The organism is Leucobacter japonicus (genome assembly GCF_001273855.1).
Lineage (GTDB): Bacteria > Actinomycetota > Actinomycetes > Actinomycetales > Microbacteriaceae > Leucobacter > Leucobacter japonicus.
Window position 1 is genome coordinate 114,339 of sequence record NZ_JHBX01000077.1, and the last position, 16,057, is coordinate 130,395.

General features: G+C 67.6%; 13 protein-coding genes and 1 pseudogene. 11 read left to right on the plus strand and 3 right to left on the minus strand.

Annotated features, from left to right (window positions below):
* Nucleotides 1–9: 9 nt before the first annotated feature.
* Entirely contained in the window at nt 10–972 is a 963-nt protein-coding gene (locus AMS67_RS01715) for an EamA family transporter (protein ID WP_053385824.1), read from the minus strand.
* A gap of 110 nt (nt 973–1,082) precedes the next feature.
* On the opposite strand from AMS67_RS01715, the gene AMS67_RS01720 reads away from it, so the two are divergent.
* From AMS67_RS01720 to mshC, 3 genes are all read left to right on the plus strand, one after another.
* Entirely contained in the window at nt 1,083–2,405 is a 1,323-nt protein-coding gene (locus tag AMS67_RS01720) for a M20/M25/M40 family metallo-hydrolase (RefSeq protein ID WP_053385825.1), read from the plus strand.
* A gap of 177 nt (nt 2,406–2,582) precedes the next feature.
* Nucleotides 2,583–3,479: an undecaprenyl-diphosphate phosphatase gene (locus tag AMS67_RS01725; RefSeq protein ID WP_053385826.1), complete on the plus strand. Its 897-nt coding sequence runs from the start codon at nt 2,583–2,585 to the stop codon at nt 3,477–3,479.
* On the plus strand, nt 3,476–4,720 hold the full coding sequence (gene mshC / locus AMS67_RS01730; RefSeq protein ID WP_053385827.1) for a cysteine--1-D-myo-inosityl 2-amino-2-deoxy-alpha-D-glucopyranoside ligase: 1,245 nt from the start codon (nt 3,476–3,478) through the stop codon (nt 4,718–4,720). Before AMS67_RS01725 ends, mshC begins: the two co-directional genes overlap by 4 nt.
* Here mshC and AMS67_RS01735 read toward each other — a convergent pair.
* Nucleotides 4,717–5,751, minus strand: coding sequence for a PAC2 family protein (locus AMS67_RS01735; RefSeq protein WP_082305217.1), 1,035 nt, complete (start codon nt 5,749–5,751; stop codon nt 4,717–4,719). The two genes, mshC and AMS67_RS01735, sit on opposite strands and share 4 nt — an antisense overlap.
* A 41-nt stretch (nt 5,752–5,792) precedes the next feature.
* On the opposite strand from AMS67_RS01735, the pseudogene AMS67_RS17935 reads away from it, so the two are divergent.
* From AMS67_RS17935 to lnt, 8 genes and pseudogenes are all read left to right on the plus strand, one after another.
* Nucleotides 5,793–6,365, plus strand: a pseudogene (locus tag AMS67_RS17935) (HAD family hydrolase); the annotation flags it as partial.
* A gap of 123 nt (nt 6,366–6,488) precedes the next feature.
* On the plus strand, nt 6,489–7,565 hold the full coding sequence (locus AMS67_RS17940) for a tRNA (adenine-N1)-methyltransferase (protein ID WP_053385913.1): 1,077 nt from the start codon (nt 6,489–6,491) through the stop codon (nt 7,563–7,565).
* A gap of 92 nt (nt 7,566–7,657) precedes the next feature.
* Entirely contained in the window at nt 7,658–8,584 is a 927-nt protein-coding gene (locus AMS67_RS01745; RefSeq protein WP_053385914.1) for a hypothetical protein, read from the plus strand.
* Between the two features lie 8 nt (nt 8,585–8,592).
* Nucleotides 8,593–9,711, plus strand: a complete 1,119-nt coding sequence (locus AMS67_RS01750) for a helix-turn-helix transcriptional regulator (protein ID WP_053385828.1) — start codon at nt 8,593–8,595, stop codon at nt 9,709–9,711.
* Nucleotides 9,704–10,726 carry a helix-turn-helix transcriptional regulator gene (locus AMS67_RS01755; protein WP_053385829.1) on the plus strand — a complete coding sequence of 341 codons (1,023 nt, stop codon included), beginning with the start codon at nt 9,704–9,706 and terminating at the stop codon, nt 10,724–10,726. The genes AMS67_RS01750 and AMS67_RS01755 overlap by 8 nt, the downstream gene beginning before the upstream one ends.
* Nucleotides 10,727–10,775: 49 nt before the next feature.
* On the plus strand, nt 10,776–11,612 hold the full coding sequence (gene tatC / locus AMS67_RS01760; RefSeq protein ID WP_193787057.1) for a twin-arginine translocase subunit TatC: 837 nt from the start codon (nt 10,776–10,778) through the stop codon (nt 11,610–11,612).
* Between the two features lie 3 nt (nt 11,613–11,615).
* The gene (locus tag AMS67_RS01765; protein WP_053385830.1) at nt 11,616–13,952 is read left to right on the plus strand and encodes a DEAD/DEAH box helicase; all 2,337 of its coding nucleotides are present in this window, start codon (nt 11,616–11,618) and stop codon (nt 13,950–13,952) included.
* Nucleotides 13,949–15,631: an apolipoprotein N-acyltransferase gene (lnt, locus tag AMS67_RS01770; RefSeq protein WP_241487958.1), complete on the plus strand. Its 1,683-nt coding sequence runs from the start codon at nt 13,949–13,951 to the stop codon at nt 15,629–15,631. Before AMS67_RS01765 ends, lnt begins: the two co-directional genes overlap by 4 nt.
* On the opposite strand, the gene AMS67_RS01775 is transcribed toward lnt, so the two are convergent.
* Complete coding sequence (locus AMS67_RS01775) at nt 15,623–15,982, minus strand: RNA polymerase-binding protein RbpA (protein ID WP_053385832.1); 360 nt, start codon at nt 15,980–15,982, stop codon at nt 15,623–15,625. The genes lnt and AMS67_RS01775 overlap by 9 nt on opposite strands.
* Between the last annotated feature and the right edge of the window lie 75 nt (nt 15,983–16,057).

Consider the following 16,057-nt stretch of genomic DNA (forward strand, 5'->3'; position numbering starts at 1 on the left):
TGTGCAACATCAATCTCGGTCGGCTGGCATACGCGCGGTGATCCCGCGCCGCCCGCGCGCCCGCACCAGCTCGCCGACCTTCACCGCGATCACACCCGCGATGATCAATGCGGCGCCGAGCCACTGTCGTCCAGTCGGAACGACAGCGAGCAGCACAATGGTCCAGAAGATGCCGAAGAGGGGTTCGGAATAGCCCGTGAAGCTCGCGACGGTCGCCCCGAGGCGGCGCGCGGCGGCCACACCGAGCACGTAGGCGAGCACCGTCGAGATGAGCACCATACCGGTGACCGCCAGTGCCGGGGGCAGCTCGGCGCCCGCGATGACGACGGGGTCGGCCGTCGCGCGGAACGGCAGCAGGCCGGTGCCGCTCACGACGGCGAGCAGGATCGCCGCGACCGCGAGACCCAAACCCACGAACGGCAGCGGTGCGATGCCGTGGTCTGCAGACGCGCCCGTCGCGTAGTAGGCCGCGTTGCCCACCGCGGCTACCAGCGCGAATGCGATGCCGAGCGGGTGCAGCGCACCGCCGGCGTCGCCGCTCGCGGAGATCGCGATGAGCCCGGCGAGCGCGATCGCGGCGCCGAGGAGCGTGATCGCGCCGGGCGAGACGCGGGTGCGCACCCAGAACCAGAGCATCAGCAACACGGGGCCGGTGAACTCGATGAGCAGCGCCAGGCTCGGGGGAATGAACTCGACCGCGAGGAAGAATGCGAGCTGGCACCCGGCGACCGCGAGCAGTCCGAACAGCACCAGCGACTTCCAAGCGCGTCGCACGAGCTGCCAATTGCCGCGCAGCATGACGAGCGTCGGGCCCGCGAGCACGATCGCCGCGCAGACAATGCGCGCGGTCGCGGCCGCCCCGGGCGACCAGCCGGCAGCGATCAGTGCGCTCGCGAAGATGCCGGAAAGCGCGAAGCTCGCCGCGGAGCCGATTGCGAGGAGGAATCCGGTGAGGGGAACGGAGCGCGTCATCACGTCGCGAGCCTATCGCGCGGCTCGGTCGAACGACGGGCCGCGCGTGGACACGTGCCCCTGGGCGTCATCTCCGGGCCGCTCGCCCTCGTGCAGACTACGCTGGGAGCATGACCGTCGAAACCCCCGAAAGCGCCGAGCACGAGCTGTCAGAAACGGCACGAGTCGCCCGCGACCTGATTCGAATCGATACGACGAATCGCGGCGGCGGCGACGCGGAGCCCGAGCGGCCGGCCGCCGAATACGTCGCCGCCTACCTGCGCGATCTCGGGCTCGAGCCCGAGATCTTCGAGTCCGATCCGGGCCGGGCGAGCGTGATCGCGCGCGTCGCCGGATCAGATCCGACGTTGCCCGCGTTGGTGCTGCACGGCCACCTCGATGTCGTGCCCGCTGATCCGGCGAACTGGACCGTCGACCCGTTTGCCGGGGTGATCAAGGACGGCATGCTGTGGGGGCGCGGCGCCGTCGACATGAAGGACATGGATGCCATGATCCTGACCGCCATCGCCGAACTGCTGCGCGCCGGCGAGCGGCCGCGGCGAGAGGTCATCCTCGCCTTCTTCGCGGATGAGGAGAACGGCGGCGTCTACGGCGCCCAGTACCTCGTCAACCACCACCCCGAACTCTTCGCCGGTGCGGCCACGGCCATCAGCGAGGTCGGCGGGTACTCGATCGATATCTCGGGAACGCGCGCCTACTTGATTCAGACGGGGGAGAAGTCGCTCGAATGGATTCGTCTGCGCGCGCGCGGCACCGCTGCGCACGGCTCTCGGGTCTGGCACGACAATGCGGTGACGAGACTGGCCGAAGCGATCGCCACGCTCGGTCGCCACGAGTGGCCGGTGACGCTCACCGATACCACGCGCGAACTCGTTGACGCGATCGCCGGCATCCTCGGGGAGGACCCGCACGAAGTCGCCCCGGAGGAGCTGATTCTGCGTCTCGGCAAGGCGGGCGGGTTCATCCAGGCGAGCCTGCGCAGCACGAGCAACCCGACGGTGCTGCAGGCCGGCTACAAACACAACGTGATCCCGGACACGGCAGAGGCCCTCGTCGACGTCCGGGCGCTGCCCGCCGACCAAGACACCGTGCTTGACCAGATTCGCGCCATCGTGGGCGACGACATCGAAGTGGAGCAGGTGCACTCCGACATCGGTCTCGAGGTGCCGTTCGCTGGTGAGCTTGTCGAGGCGATGACGGCCAGCCTGCGCCGTGCCGACCCCGAGGCCCGCGTGCTGCCGTATCTGCTCTCCGGTGGCACTGACAACAAGTCGCTCGCGCGACTCGGCATCACCGGGTACGGATTCGCTCCGCTTCGGCTCCCCGCCGACCTCGACTTCCCGGGCATGTTCCACGGCGTCGACGAGCGCGTGCCGCTCGATGCGCTCGACTTCGGCCATGCCGTGCTCGTAGACCTGCTGCGCACCTACTGACACGGGCCGCGCGGTCGCGACGGTGACCGCGCCGTCGCTCACGAGCGGCGACCGATCGTCCGCGAGCCGCGCCGCGCGCCGCTGGTCGGGGACTTCTCCCGGCCGGTGGGTTATTCTGGTCCGCGGTCCACATGCCGCGCGTCCGATTGACGAGGCCGCGCAGCCAGGAAAGGAATCATGGGAATCTTCGAGGCGATCCTCCTCGGTATCATCCAGGGGCTCACCGAGTTCTTGCCCATCTCGTCGAGTGCGCACCTGCGCATCGCGAGCGAGCTGCTCGGCATCGGCGATGCCGGGGCAGCGTTCACCGCGATCACCCAGATCGGCACGGAGGCCGCGGTCATCGTGTTCTTCTGGCGAGACATCGTGCGCATCATCGGCCGATGGGCCCAGTCGCTCGGCGGCAAGCGCGTGCCGCGCAACGACCCCGACGCGCTGATGGGCTGGTGGATCATCATCGGCACGCTGCCCATCGTCGTGCTGGGATTGCTCTTCCAGGATCAGATCGAGACCACACTGCGATCGCTGTGGTTCGTGGCGATCAGCCTCATCGTCTTCGGCCTGCTGCTCGGGATCGCCGATCGCGTCGGCCGCAACACGCGCCCGCTCGAGAAGCTCACCTGGAAGCACGGGCTCGTCTACGGGTTCGCGCAGGCGCTCGCGCTCATTCCGGGCGTCTCGCGATCGGGCGGCACCATCACCGCGGGGCTCTTCATGGGCTACCGTCGTGAGGCTGCGGCACGCTACTCGTTCTTGCTCGCCATTCCGGCCGTGCTCGGCTCCGGTTTCTATCAGGTGTTCAAGGCGCTGCGCGCACCGGCCGGGGAAACGCCGATGGGGCTGACCCTCATCGCCACCGTCGTCGCCTTCGTCATCGCACTGTTCGTGATCGGCTTGTTCATGAAGTACATCTCGAAGCGCAGCTTCCTGCCCTTCGTGATCTACCGCGTCGTCATCGGTGCGGTCATCATTGTGCTGCTCTCGACCGGTGTGCTCTCGGCCGACGGCGGAGCCGTCGCGCAGGGTGCGGCCGATGCGGGCCAGTCCGTGCTCGTGGCGGGAGCACTGCGTTGAGAACCTGGACTCCTCCGGAGCTGCCCGACCTGCCCGGTGAGGGCGTCGCGCCCAAGCTCTTCAACACCGCGACGGAGCGCCTCGAGCACCCCGCGATTCCGGAAGGCCGCGCGCACCTCTATGTGTGCGGCATCACGCCGTACGATGCGACGCATCTCGGGCACGCCTTCACCTACCTCACGTTCGACATCATGCAGCGCGCCTGGCGCGACGCCGGCATCGAGACCGTCTACGCCCAGAACATCACCGACGTCGACGATCCGCTCCTCGAGCGCGCGAACGATACCGGGGTCGATTGGCGAGTACTGGCTGACGAGCAGATCGGGCTTTACCGCTCCGATATGCATCGCCTCGGCATGCTGCCGCCCGAGCACTATGTCGCGGTCACCGAACAGATCGACGAGATCGCCGATGCCGTGCGCGAGCTGCTCGATCGGGGGTTTGCGTACCACGTGCCAACCGAGGACGCAGCCGGATCGGATATCTACTTCGACACCGCGGCCGCGGAGCGCGAGTCGCAGTGGCGCCTCGGTGACGTGGCACCCTACGACCGCGATCTCATGCTGCGTCTGAGTGCGGAGCGCGGCGGTGACCCCGAGCGGCCAGGCAAGCGCGGTGCGCTCGACCCATTGCTCTGGCGCGCCGCGCGCGCAGGAGAGCCCAGCTGGGAGAGCCCGGTTGGCGAAGGGCGACCCGGCTGGCACATCGAGTGCTCGGTGATCGCTCGCGGCGCTCTCGGCGGTGCGTTCACCGTGCAGGGCGGCGGTTCCGACCTCGTGTTCCCGCACCACGAGTTCACCGCGGCACACGCGACAGCGCTCTCGGGAACGCCGCTTGCTCACGCCTACTGCCACGCCGGCCTCGTCGCCTACCAGGGGCATAAGATGTCGAAGTCTCGGGGCAACCTGGTCTTCATCTCCAAACTCCTGAACGGGGGCGCCGACCCTTCGGCGATCCGACTCGGCCTGCTTGCGCACCACTACCGTTCAGAATGGGAGTGGCACGACGCCGACCTGGAGACCGCGCAGCGACGCCTCGACGCCTGGCGCGCCGGTCTGACGCGGGAGAGTGCAGAGCCTGCGGCTGCGGCTGCGGTGCTGCGCCAGTTGCGCTCGGCGATCGCGAACGACCTCGATACGCCCGTCATGCTGGCGACGCTCGATGCTGCGCTCGATCAGGGCGTGGACTCGCCCGGGCTCATCTCCGATGCAGTGCTCGCGCTGTTGGGAGTGCGCCTCTAGGGCTGCGCTCCCGGCCGCTCCTCGGAGTCGTCATTCTTGTCGTCTTCGGGGGGCGCGCCGCCAGCTTCGGTTCCGGACTCGTCGGGTGCCGGGCGATCCTGCACGGGGGCTGACGCAACAGCGTCGACATCGCGCGCGAACCGCGAACCGCCCTTCAAGAACTTCTCGAACTCGAGCGCGATCGCGTCGCCCGTCGTCTCCGCGGCGAGCTCCTCATCGCGATTCTCTTCGAGCTTGCGGATATAGCGCGTCATCTCTTCGTCGGACTCGGCGATGCGGTTGATGTTCGCCTCCCACTCATTGGCCTGCACGAGCAGTTCCCCGCGGGGAATCACGATGTCGAGGAGTTCCTCGAGCTTGTCGAGCAGTGCGAGTGTGGCTTTGGGTGACGGCGTGCTGTGCACGTAGTGCGGCACCTGCGCCCACAGCGAGAGCGTCTCGATACCCGCGTCGCCCAGCGCGAGATCGATCACCGACGAGATACCCGCGGGCCCCTCGTACGTGCTGCGCACCGCACCGGTTTCCGCGCGTCGGGCCTCATTCTCCGACGTCATCGTGGTCACGATCGGGCGGGTGTGCGGCGCATCCGAGAACATCGAGCCGAGGATCACCACAAAATCGATCGCCCAGACATCGACCAGCTCGACGATCTCGTCGGCGAAGTTCTGCCAGTCGCGGGCCGGCTCGACGCCGGGCAGCAGGAAGAGATCGGTCACCGGGGTGCCGTCGATGCGTCGCACGGTCTCGCGAGTGTCATCGTCACCGGGAGCCGGGTGCTCACCCGGGCGCTGGATCGGACCGTAGAGGCGCGTGTCTGGCCATTCCAGCTGACGCTTGCCCGCATCATCGAACACCAGCTTGGGGCGGTGCACCTGGAAGTCGACGTACCCCTCGGCGCTGATGACATGCAACACCTCGGAATCGATCAGTCCTCCGAGATGCTGCAGCACCTCCGTCGTCGCGTCGCCGGCATCGCTCCAGCCTTGGAAGGCGAGAATGAGCACTCGGGGTCGTGCAGGAGGAACAGACATAGCATCCAGGGTATCGGCTGTGCATCGGTAGACTGGTGCTGATGAATGCATTCCTCTCTGAGCGGACTTCCGCCACCCGCCCCGCCGCCGTCTTGTGGGACATGGATGGCACCCTGATCGATTCGGAGCCCGTCTGGCTCGAAGCCGAAATCGGCATGCTTGACCGCTACGGCATCGAGTTCACCGATGAGATCCGCGACGCCCTCGTCGGGTCTGGGCTGCAGGCCGCAGCGCGCCGCTTCCAGGAACTCGGGGTGCCCCTGAGCACCGACGAGATCATCTCCGAGTGGACGACCTCAGTCATCGCAGGCCTGTCGTCATCCGAACCGCTCTGGCGCCCCGGCGCGGTCGAGCTCCTTCATTCGCTGCGCGACGCGGGCATTCCGAGTGCACTCGTCACGATGGCGGTGCGCGAAATTGCGGACGCTGTCGTCGCCATGCTCCCTGCAGGGCTCTTTGTCGACATCATCGGCGGTGACGAGGTCGCTCACGAGAAGCCGCACCCCGATCCGTATTTGCGCGGAGCCGCGCTCGTCGGCGTCGATATTTCAGACTGTCTCGCGCTCGAGGACTCGGTCACTGGCGTGACCTCGGCCGAGGCATCCGGCGCGGTTGCGATCGGTATCCCGAATCTGCTCGACCTCTCAACCTCTCCGGCGCACGAGATCTGGCCGACGCTCTCGGGCATCGACGCCGAGGCACTGAGCGCCCGATTCGCCGAGTTGCGCGATGCACACCTGTCTGCGGGTGCTGTTGCCGAAGGTTCGGATTCCGGATCGCCGGCACTCCGCGGCCCGCTCGTGTACGGAGACCGCGTGCAACTGACTGGCCCGAAAGGCCGCATCAATACGATCACGCTGGTGACTGGCGGCGAGTTCCACAGCCATCGGGGCGTCATCGCCCACGCCGATATCGTCGGGCTCCCCGACGCATCGGTGATCGCGAACAGCAGCGGTGAGGAATACCTGGCACTGCGCCCGTTGCTCTCCGATTTCGTGATGTCGATGCCCCGCGGAGCGGCGATCGTGTATCCGAAGGACGCGGCGCAGATCCTCTCCCTTGCCGACATCTTCCCGGGCGCTCGCGTGGTCGAGGCCGGTGTGGGGTCGGGGGCGCTTTCCCTGCATCTCTTGCGCGGTGTCGGCACCACGGGGGAGCTGTTCTCGTTCGAGCGTCGTGAGGAGTTCGCCGATGTCGCCACGGGCAACGTGGCGGCATTCGCCGGCTCGATCCCACCGAACTGGACGGTGACCGTCGGTGATCTGCAGGAGACGCTGCCCGCGGTCTGCAGCAGCGGAACGATCGACCGGGTCGTGCTCGACATGCTTGCGCCATGGGAGTGCGTTGACGTCGCCGCCGATGCTCTGGCGCCCGGCGGCGTCATCATCTGTTACGTCGCGACCGTGACCCAACTGTCGCGCACGGTCGAGCAAATTCGTCGCCACGGAGGATTCGCGCACCCCCAAGCATCGGAGACGCTGGTGCGCGGTTGGCACGTCGAAGGACTCGCGGTGCGCCCGGATCACCGCATGGTGGCGCACACAGGCTTCCTGGTGACCGCGCGCCGGCTGGCGCCGGGCACGGTGCTCCCCGAACTCAAGCGCCGTGCGTCGAAGAGCGACTTCAGTGCGGCTGATCTCGGCAACTGGCTGCCCGATCTGGGTCCTGAGGGCGAGGCGCCCGAGGGCGCTGAGGTCTGGACGCCGGAGGCTGTGGGTGAGCGGGTCAAGAGCGACAAGATCCTGCGCAAGAAGGTGCGCGAGGCGCGTCAGTTCGCGGATGAGCGCGGCGCGGAACTGCCTGAATCCGAATAGTCCGGGTCCGGGTGCGAGCGCTCCGTGTGCTCGTGCCCAGGGCCGATTCGATAAGATGGCCGGGTTCACATCGGCTTCCTCGAGAGGTGCTCATGCTTCGTCGCATCGTTCCCGCAACCGCAGCCGCCGTGCTGCTTCTGGCCGGGGTCACCGGCTGCAGTGCGCAGCAGGCGCAGGCGGCCGACTGCTCGTCGGTGCTGCAGCCCGGCGCGCTGAGCGACGGAACGACAGTGCTCGGCGGATTCGGTGAGCAGCCGCAGGTCTCGGTGCCGAAAAATGTCTCGATCGACACCACGCAGCGCACCGTCGTCGACTCCGGCGACGCCAATGTTCACGTTGCCGACGAGGGCACGGTTGTGGGCGTCAACATGGCGTTCTTCGCGTCGACGGGCGGCGACCCGCTCTACGAAAGCGCTGGGTTCTCGGATGACGCGGCGAGCCCCGAACTGCTGCTCGTCTCCGCTGACGTCTCGAACCCGCTCAGTGAGGCCGTGCGGTGCACGGTCCCGGGTGACCGGGTCGTGCTCGCGCTTTCGCCAGATGACAGCGCGCAGCTCGCCGGGCAGCTGGGTGCTCCGACCGGCGCCTCCATTGTGGGGGTGATCGACGTCGAGACGACCGGCCCGCTCCGCGCCGATGGCCCGGTGCGTGGTCTGCCCAACGGGTACCCCGCGATCGTGACGACCGAGGACGGCCGCCCCGGCATGGTGTTGCCGCCCACGGAAGCACCGGGTGCGACGACTTCCGCAGTGCGCATCGAAGGCGACGGCAAGCAGGTCACCGCGGACGACAGCGTGATTGCTCAAGTGCTCTCGGTCGATTGGAGCGGCACCGTGCAGCAGAACACCTGGGATTCCAGCGTGATCCGCGTGGGGTCGGAAGCCGACATTGCTCAGTCCGGGAACACCTACCGCACGGAACTCACCGGCGCGAAGGTCGGCTCGCAGGTCGTCGTGCTCGAACACGAGTCGGGGTCGACCGCACGCGTGGTCGTCGTTGACATCGTCGGAGTCAACTGAGTTCGGCAATGGCAGGCGGCTCGTCCGGTACGACGGCGGGTGCGGATCGCGGGGCGTCCGCGCAGCGATCGCGCGTGCCGAGCGAGCAGCGTCTCTTCAGCCTCGTACTCGCGCTCGTCGTCAGCCCGAACGGCTCGACGAAGCGGGAGCTCCTCTCGTCGGTGTACGGGTACGCCGATCGCTACTCGCATGGCGACATCAGTGCGTCGCTGGAGAAGCAGTTCGAGCGCGACAAGGAGCAATTGCGCGAACTCGGCATTGCCATCGAGACATTCGACGATCCGTCCGAGATCGGCAACAACCAGCTCACGCGGTACCGGATCGCCAAGGATCTGCTGCAGTTTCCGGCCGACCTGCGGTTCAGCGAGCGCGAGCTCATGTTGCTCCGTCTGGCAGCGCTCGCTTGGAGCGAGGGAAGCCTGAGTGCCGAATCGCGGCGCGCGGCCATGAAGCTTGAGGCGCTGGGGGCCGGACTCGACGTGCAGCATCTCGGTATTGCTCCGCGACTCGGTTCAGTGGAGCCCTCGGCCGCGCCACTGCAATCCGCGATCGACGCTGGCCTGGTGGTGACGTTCGCCTATCGCATGCCGGATCGCGACACGGCGCTTGAACGCCGCGTCGCCCCGCTGCGCCTGCATCGCGCCGAAGGTCGCTGGCATTTGGTGTCGTGGGATCTCGACCGCGCGTCGCCGCGCACGTTTTTGCTCGGGCGCATCGAGGGCACCGTGCACGTGCTCGAAGAGCGCATTCCTGATGACCTCGCGCCGGTCGTCGACATCGCGATCGCCGACCTCGAACGGTTGCGCAGTGAGCGCCGTGCCATGCTGCGGGTACGACGCGGCAGTATCGCAGAGGCGCGATTGACCTCACGCGGCACTCCGGGAATTCGAAGGGAGGCTCTCGCAGACGCGGAGAGCGGCACGACTGACGTCGAACTCGGCGTGCTCGACACGCATCTGCTCGCCGATGAGCTCATCGGCTTCGGCCCCGATGTGACGGTGTGCGATCCGCCGGAGTTGCGAGCGCTCGTCATCGCGGGACTCCGGCGCATCGCGGCAGCGCACGGCAGAGGTGCCGGCCTCGATCCCTCAAGCGCCGAACCCCACGAAGGAGGCCACCGTGCGTAGCGCGCTCCTCGGCCCCGATCGCGTCACCCTGCTCCTGGCACTCGTCGCCTACTTGCGCGAAGCCGGTCCCGTGCCGGTGCCGGAACTCGCCGAGCGATTTGGAGTCGCCCCGCGGCTCCTCCGCACCCTCGTTCGATTTCTCGGCACCGCCGGCGTGCCCGGAGAGACGCTGAGCTACCAAGACGAAGACCTCTTCGACATCGATTGGGACGCGCTCGAGCTGCATGACACGGTCAGCCTCACGCGCACGGTCGCTGTTGAGGAAGCGCCTCGCTTTGCGCCACAGGAGACCGCGGCGCTCGTGGCCGGGTTACAGGCGCTCACCGCCATGCTCGGGCCCGAAGACGCGGCGTTGGCGCGCAGCACCGCAGAAAAACTGGGTGCAGCTCTGGGCTCGTCTGGCTTCGCCGCGGTCTCCATTGCGCCGTCGACGGAGCAGCCGGAGGTCGCGGCCATCTTCTCCGCAATCGAATCGGGGCGGCGTCTCTCGTTCCGCTATCGCGATGCGGCGGGTGCGGAGACGAGCCGCACGGTGCTCCCTCGGCTACTGACGCAGGGGACGGGGACCTGGTATCTGCGCGGATACTGCTTCGAGCGTGCTGCGGAGCGCACGTTCCGGCTCGATCAAATCTCGGGGCTGCGCCTGGTCGATACAGACGCACCCGCGGGCCAGGTGAGAGTTGCGCCGTGGCCTGCGGCATCAGCATCCGGCCCAAGTATCGCCACGTCGCGCGAGTCCGCTGCGAGTGAGCCGGCCGATCAGGAGCCTCCGGCGATTCTCATCGAGGCGCTCGCCTCACCGCAGGCCGCTGCCCGGTTGCGAGGATTCGCCCCTGAGATCGTCGAAGAATTCGACGACGGACGTCTGCGTCTGCAGATCGCGGCGTGGCACCCGTGGGCCGCGGTGCAGGTCGTGCAGGTGCTCCCCGGTGACATCGAGATCGTCGCGCCGGCGTCAGCGCGCGCCAGCGTGGCGGAATGGGCGGAACGCGCCCTGGCGTCGTACGACGAGTGACGGGGCGCAGACGGCGGGTTCTCGGTATCTGCTGAGATACACTGAGGCAATGGCTGAACAGGCGCGGAAGCGGCGCAATCCCGAGGGGCGCATGAGCCTCGGGGAGCACCTCGTCGAGTTCCGTAAGCGCCTGCTCATCTCCGCTGTCGCGATCGTCGTCGCGCTGGTCGCCGGCTGGTTCCTCTCCGACTGGGTGTGGAACATGCTGCGCAGCCCGGTGCAAGATCTTGCTGCGGTCGGGCGCGACGCGCAGATCTCCTACGGTGACATCTCGAGCGGGTTCGACACCAAGGTGCAGATCGCGCTGTTCATCGCCGTCATTCTTGCCTCGCCGGTGTGGCTCTACCAGATCTGGGCGTTCCTGGCGCCGGGGCTGACCCGCCGGGAGAAGCTCACCGGTGTGGGCTTTCTCGCCGCAGCGGTGCCGCTGTTCCTTGGCGGCGCCTACGCTGGCTGGCTCGTTCTGCCGAACATCGTTCGATTACTGGCGAGCTTCCAGCCCACCGAAGACACCTTCAATCTCAACGCACGAAGCTATCTCGATTTCGCGATCAAGCTCGTGCTCGCTGTGGGCGTCGGGTTCGTGATGCCGGTGCTGCTCGTCATGCTGAACTTCATCGGTGTGCTCAGAGGCGCGTCGATCCTGCGGAGCTGGCGGATTGCGATTTTGGCCATCATTCTCTTCGCCGCGATCGCGACGCCGGCTGCCGATCTGATGAGCATGTTCCTGCTCGCCGCGCCCATCATCGTGCTGTACTTTACGGCCGCAGGAATCTCAATTCTGCACGATCGGCGCGTCGATAAGCGCCGTGCCGAGGAGTTCGCGGCCTACGACCTCGATGCGCCGCAACGCACGAACGATACGAACCAGCCCGGCCATCGCTGAGCGATGACCGGCGCGACAGAGGGGGACACCGTGCCGAATGAGGCGCCGCTGATCGAGACCGCCGTGGCTGCGTTCGCCGCGTCGCTGCAGTATCCGCTCGATGCGTTCCAGCGCACCGCGTGCGAGCGCCTGGAAGAGGGGCGCAGCGTACTGGTTGCCGCACCGACCGGGTCGGGCAAGACCACAGTTGCGGAGTTCGCGGTCTATCTTGCCCGCCGGGAGCGCGATGCCAGAATCTTCTACACCGCACCCATCAAGGCGCTGTCGAACCAGAAGTTTCGCGAGCTCTGCGCGACATACGGCGAAGAAGAGGTGGGGCTCCTCACCGGCGACGTGAACGTCCGCGGTGACGCGCCGATCGTCGTGATGACGACGGAAGTGCTCCGCAACATGATCTATGCGGGCTCGCACGCGCTCGACGAGCTCGAGTGCGTGGTGCTCGACGAGGTGCATTACCTCGGTGATCGGTTCCGCGGGGCAGTCTGGGAGGAGATCATCCTGCACCTGCCGCAGCGGGTGCGGATCGTCGGGCTTTCCGCGACCGTTTCGAACGCCGAGGAATTCGGGGATTGGATGCACGCGGTGCGTGGCGACACCGACGTGATTCTCTCTGAGCACCGTCCGGTGCCGCTGTACCAGCACGTCCTCACGTCGCGGGCGTTGTTGCCGTTGTACGTCGATCGTGCCGGCGAACTTGCGACCGGAGGTCGCATCAACCCGGAGCTGCACGTGCTCGATGGTCGCGGCGGGTCTCGGGGCGGTCGCGGGGGTCGCGATGGGCGATCCGGCCGGGGGAGTCACGGCTACGAGTCGGGCCGAGATCGCGCGCGCGGGCGGCCCCCCGTGCGGCGTTCGAAGCGGATCTCGCGATCCGACATCGCCCGAGCACTCGACGAGACCGAACTGCTCCCCGCCATCGTCTTCATCTTCAGTCGCAACGGGTGCGACCAAGCTGTGAAGCAGTGCCTGTACGAGGGCATCGCACTGACGACCCGGGAGGAACGCGACGAGATCCGTCGTATCGCCCGTGCCGAGATCGCCGGCATGACCGACGAAGAGCAGCGTGTGCTGGGTGCCCGCGAGTGGCTGGCCGGCCTCGAACGCGGCGTCGCGGCCCACCACGCCGGCTTGCTGCCCGCCTTCAAAGCGGTCGTCGAACGGCTGTTCCAGCGACGACTCGTGAAGCTCGTGTTCGCGACTGAGACCCTCGCGCTGGGCATCAACATGCCGGCTCGAGCCGTGGTGATTGAGCGCCTCGACAAGTTCAACGGGGAACAGCGCGTGCCGCTGACCTCGGGGGAGTTCACACAGCTCACCGGCCGCGCCGGGCGACGGGGCATCGACCACGAAGGGCACGCCGTTGTCGTGTGGAGCGATGGGGTCGACCTCGAAGCGCTGGCGCACCTGGCCGGGGCGCGTTCGTTCCCGGTGCGTTCGAGTTTTCGCCCCACCGCGAACATGGCGGTGAACCTCCTGCAACGTATGGATCTCACGCGGGCGCGCGACACGCTGGAGCTGTCGTTCGCGCAGTTCCAAGCCGACCGCGCCGTCGTCGATCAGGCCCGCGAGCTGCGCGCGGAGCAGGAGTCGCTCGCCGGGTACGACGAGGCCGCCGCCAGGGCGCAGGGATCGGATCGGAAGCGATGGGAAGATCGCGCGCGCAAACTGCGTCGACGCGTCGAGCGCGGACGGCGTCAGATCGCCTCGCGCACGGGCACCATCGCTCGTACGTTCGACCGCGTCGTCGATCAGTTGCTCGAACTCGAATACGTCGAGGCGGATCGCAATGGTGACGTGAACGTGACGCAGTGGGGCAATCTCTTGCGCAGAATCTACGGCGACCGTGATCTGCTGATCGCCGAGTGTATTCGCGAAGACACCTGGCGCGGCCTTGATGCTGCCGGTCTCGCGGCCATGGCCTGTGTACTCAGCTACGAGCCGCGCCGCGATGATGAGGGCGAACCGCGACTCCCGGGTGGCGCCGCGTTCGCTGCTGCCTACGATCGTGTGCTCGACCTCTGGGTGCGTCTCGATGATCTCGCCGAGCGATCCCGACTCACGCGCAGCGAGCTGCCGCACGCCGGGCTCGCCGCGACCATGCATGGCTGGGCTGCCGGTCGGCCGATCGAGCGGGTACTTGAGTCCTCAGGAATCGGTGCGGGTGATTTCGTGCGCTGGGCGAAGCAAACGATCGACCTGCTCGACCAGGTCGCTCAGGCGTGCGAGGCCGCCGTGCTCGACGAGCTCGATGAAGACCGGCTTGGTGCGCTCGCTCGTCTGGCGCGAGAGGCCAAGCGCTCGGTGAAGCGCGGCATCGTCGAAGCGTCGAGCTCATCGTGACGCGGTGGGTACGCCGGTCGGTGCTGCTCCGCGTCGACCGCGGTGGTGTGGTCGCGCTGCGACGGTGGGTCGCTCTCATGAGTGCGCTCGCGGGCGGTCTGCTGCTCGATGCAGCGACGCCCGGCCTCGCCTGGTGGCCGCTCGTATTTCCCGCGGTCGCGCTGATCTGCGCTGCGGTCTGGCAGCAGCCTGCAGCGTGGGCGCTGCTGAGCGGCTCCGCTGCCGGCGCAGCGTTCTGGATGCCGCACATTTCGTGGCTGACCCTGTACCTCGGGCCGATTCCGTGGGCGGCGCTGAGCTCGCTCATGCTGCTCTGGTTCGGTCTGTTCGGGGTGCTCGCCGCAACTGCGACGCGCGGGCTCGCCCGCTTCGGTAGCGGCACTCGCACAGCAGGGGGTGACCGTCGACTCGCCTGGGCGATCTCGGCTGCGCAGGCCGTCACGGTCGCCGGCCTCTGGGTGTTGCGCGAGCAAGTGCAGGGAGCGTGGCCCTACGGCGGGTTCGCGTGGGGGCGCTTGGCGACGACGCAGGCCGACAGCCCGCTGCTGCAATCGGTATCGTGGCTCGGGTTCGCCGGTCTGGGCGCCTGCATTGCTGTGGTGTGCGCGTTCCCTGTCGCGGTCGCGTTCAATCGTCGTTCGCGCTCGACTGAGATGTCTGCGGCGGGTTCCGAGCGTCGCGGCCTGCTGCGGCGACCGCTGATGCTGAGCACGGGGGCCGGGCTCGCCCTGCTCGTCGTGCTGGCGCTGCTGCCTGCGGCCCCACTCGAGCGCACGGGCACGCTGCGCGTCGCCGCAGTGCAGGGCAATTCGCAATCCGGAATCTTCGACGACCGCGAAGCGGGCGGCGTGATCCGGGATCACTTCGACGCGACGGAGCAGCTGCTCGACCAGTTGGAGGCGACGGGTGAATCGGTCGACGTCATCGTCTGGCCCGAGAACAGTGCGGAGTTCGGCCTGCCGGAGAACGTCATTCGCAGCCAACGACTTGCGAAGTTGTCACAGCGCGCGGGCGCGCCGATCGTGGTGGGGTCGGTGCTCGCGAACCCGGATGGCACCTACAGCAACAGCTCACTCGTCTGGCAGCAAGACGGCCCGACGGGGGACCGCTACGACAAGCGCTACCCGGTGCCGTTCGCGGAGTACATGCCCAACCGACCGTTCTTCCACGCCATCGTGCCCGACCTAGTCGATCTCGTGCAGCTCGAGTACTCGCCGGGCTCCCGGCCGGCCGCGCTCGACGTCGAGACGCCCGCGGGGGTCGTGCAGGCAGGCATCGCCATCTGCTTCGATATCATCTTCGACCCGCAGGCGGTGGAGATGGTGCGCGACGGAGCCCAAGTGATCTTCGCTCAGACCAACAACGCCGATTTCGGGCACACCGATGAAAGCGTGCAGCAACTGGCGATCGCGCGAACGCGCGCGGTGGAGACGGGGCGCGCAGTCGTCAACGATTCCACCGTCGGCACGAGCGCCATCATTGCCCCGGACGGATCGGATCTCGCACGGCTGCGCGCATTCACGGCAGACGCGATGGTGGCGGAAGTGCCGCTGGTGACCGGGGAGACCCCGGCCTTGCGTTTCGGCGCAGCGATTGTGTGGGTCGCGACCGGGCTGGGAATCGCGGGTCTGATCGCCGGAATCGTCGGATTGGGGCGGCCGCGGCGCACGTTAACTTGACGTGCCGCGGCGCTGCCGCAAGAGCTGGAGACGCTCTTCGAGCAGCTCCTCGAGCTCTTCGCGCGTGCGACGCTCGATCAGCATGTCCCAGGGCGTGCGCTGCGAGGCACCCTTCTCCTCGAACTCCGCACGTGCGGCTCGACCGGCTTCGTCGTCGAGAAACCCAGTCTCACCGCTCTTCTGATCGACCCACTCTGCGGGTGGCTCCGCATCGGCATCGAACATGACGGTGAAACGCACGCCGCGATCGGTGAGGTACTCGATCGAACGGCGTGGGGAGAGCTCGACGCCCGCCTCGCCTTGCAGGCTGGTCGCGCCGATGCGCGTTCCTCGGAGTGTTCGATCGGCCATGTGGGAACCCCCTCGTGTGTGCCGTCCACGTCTCGTCGTGGCGCCGGTGCCTCCAGTGGCAGGGTACCGCTCGGG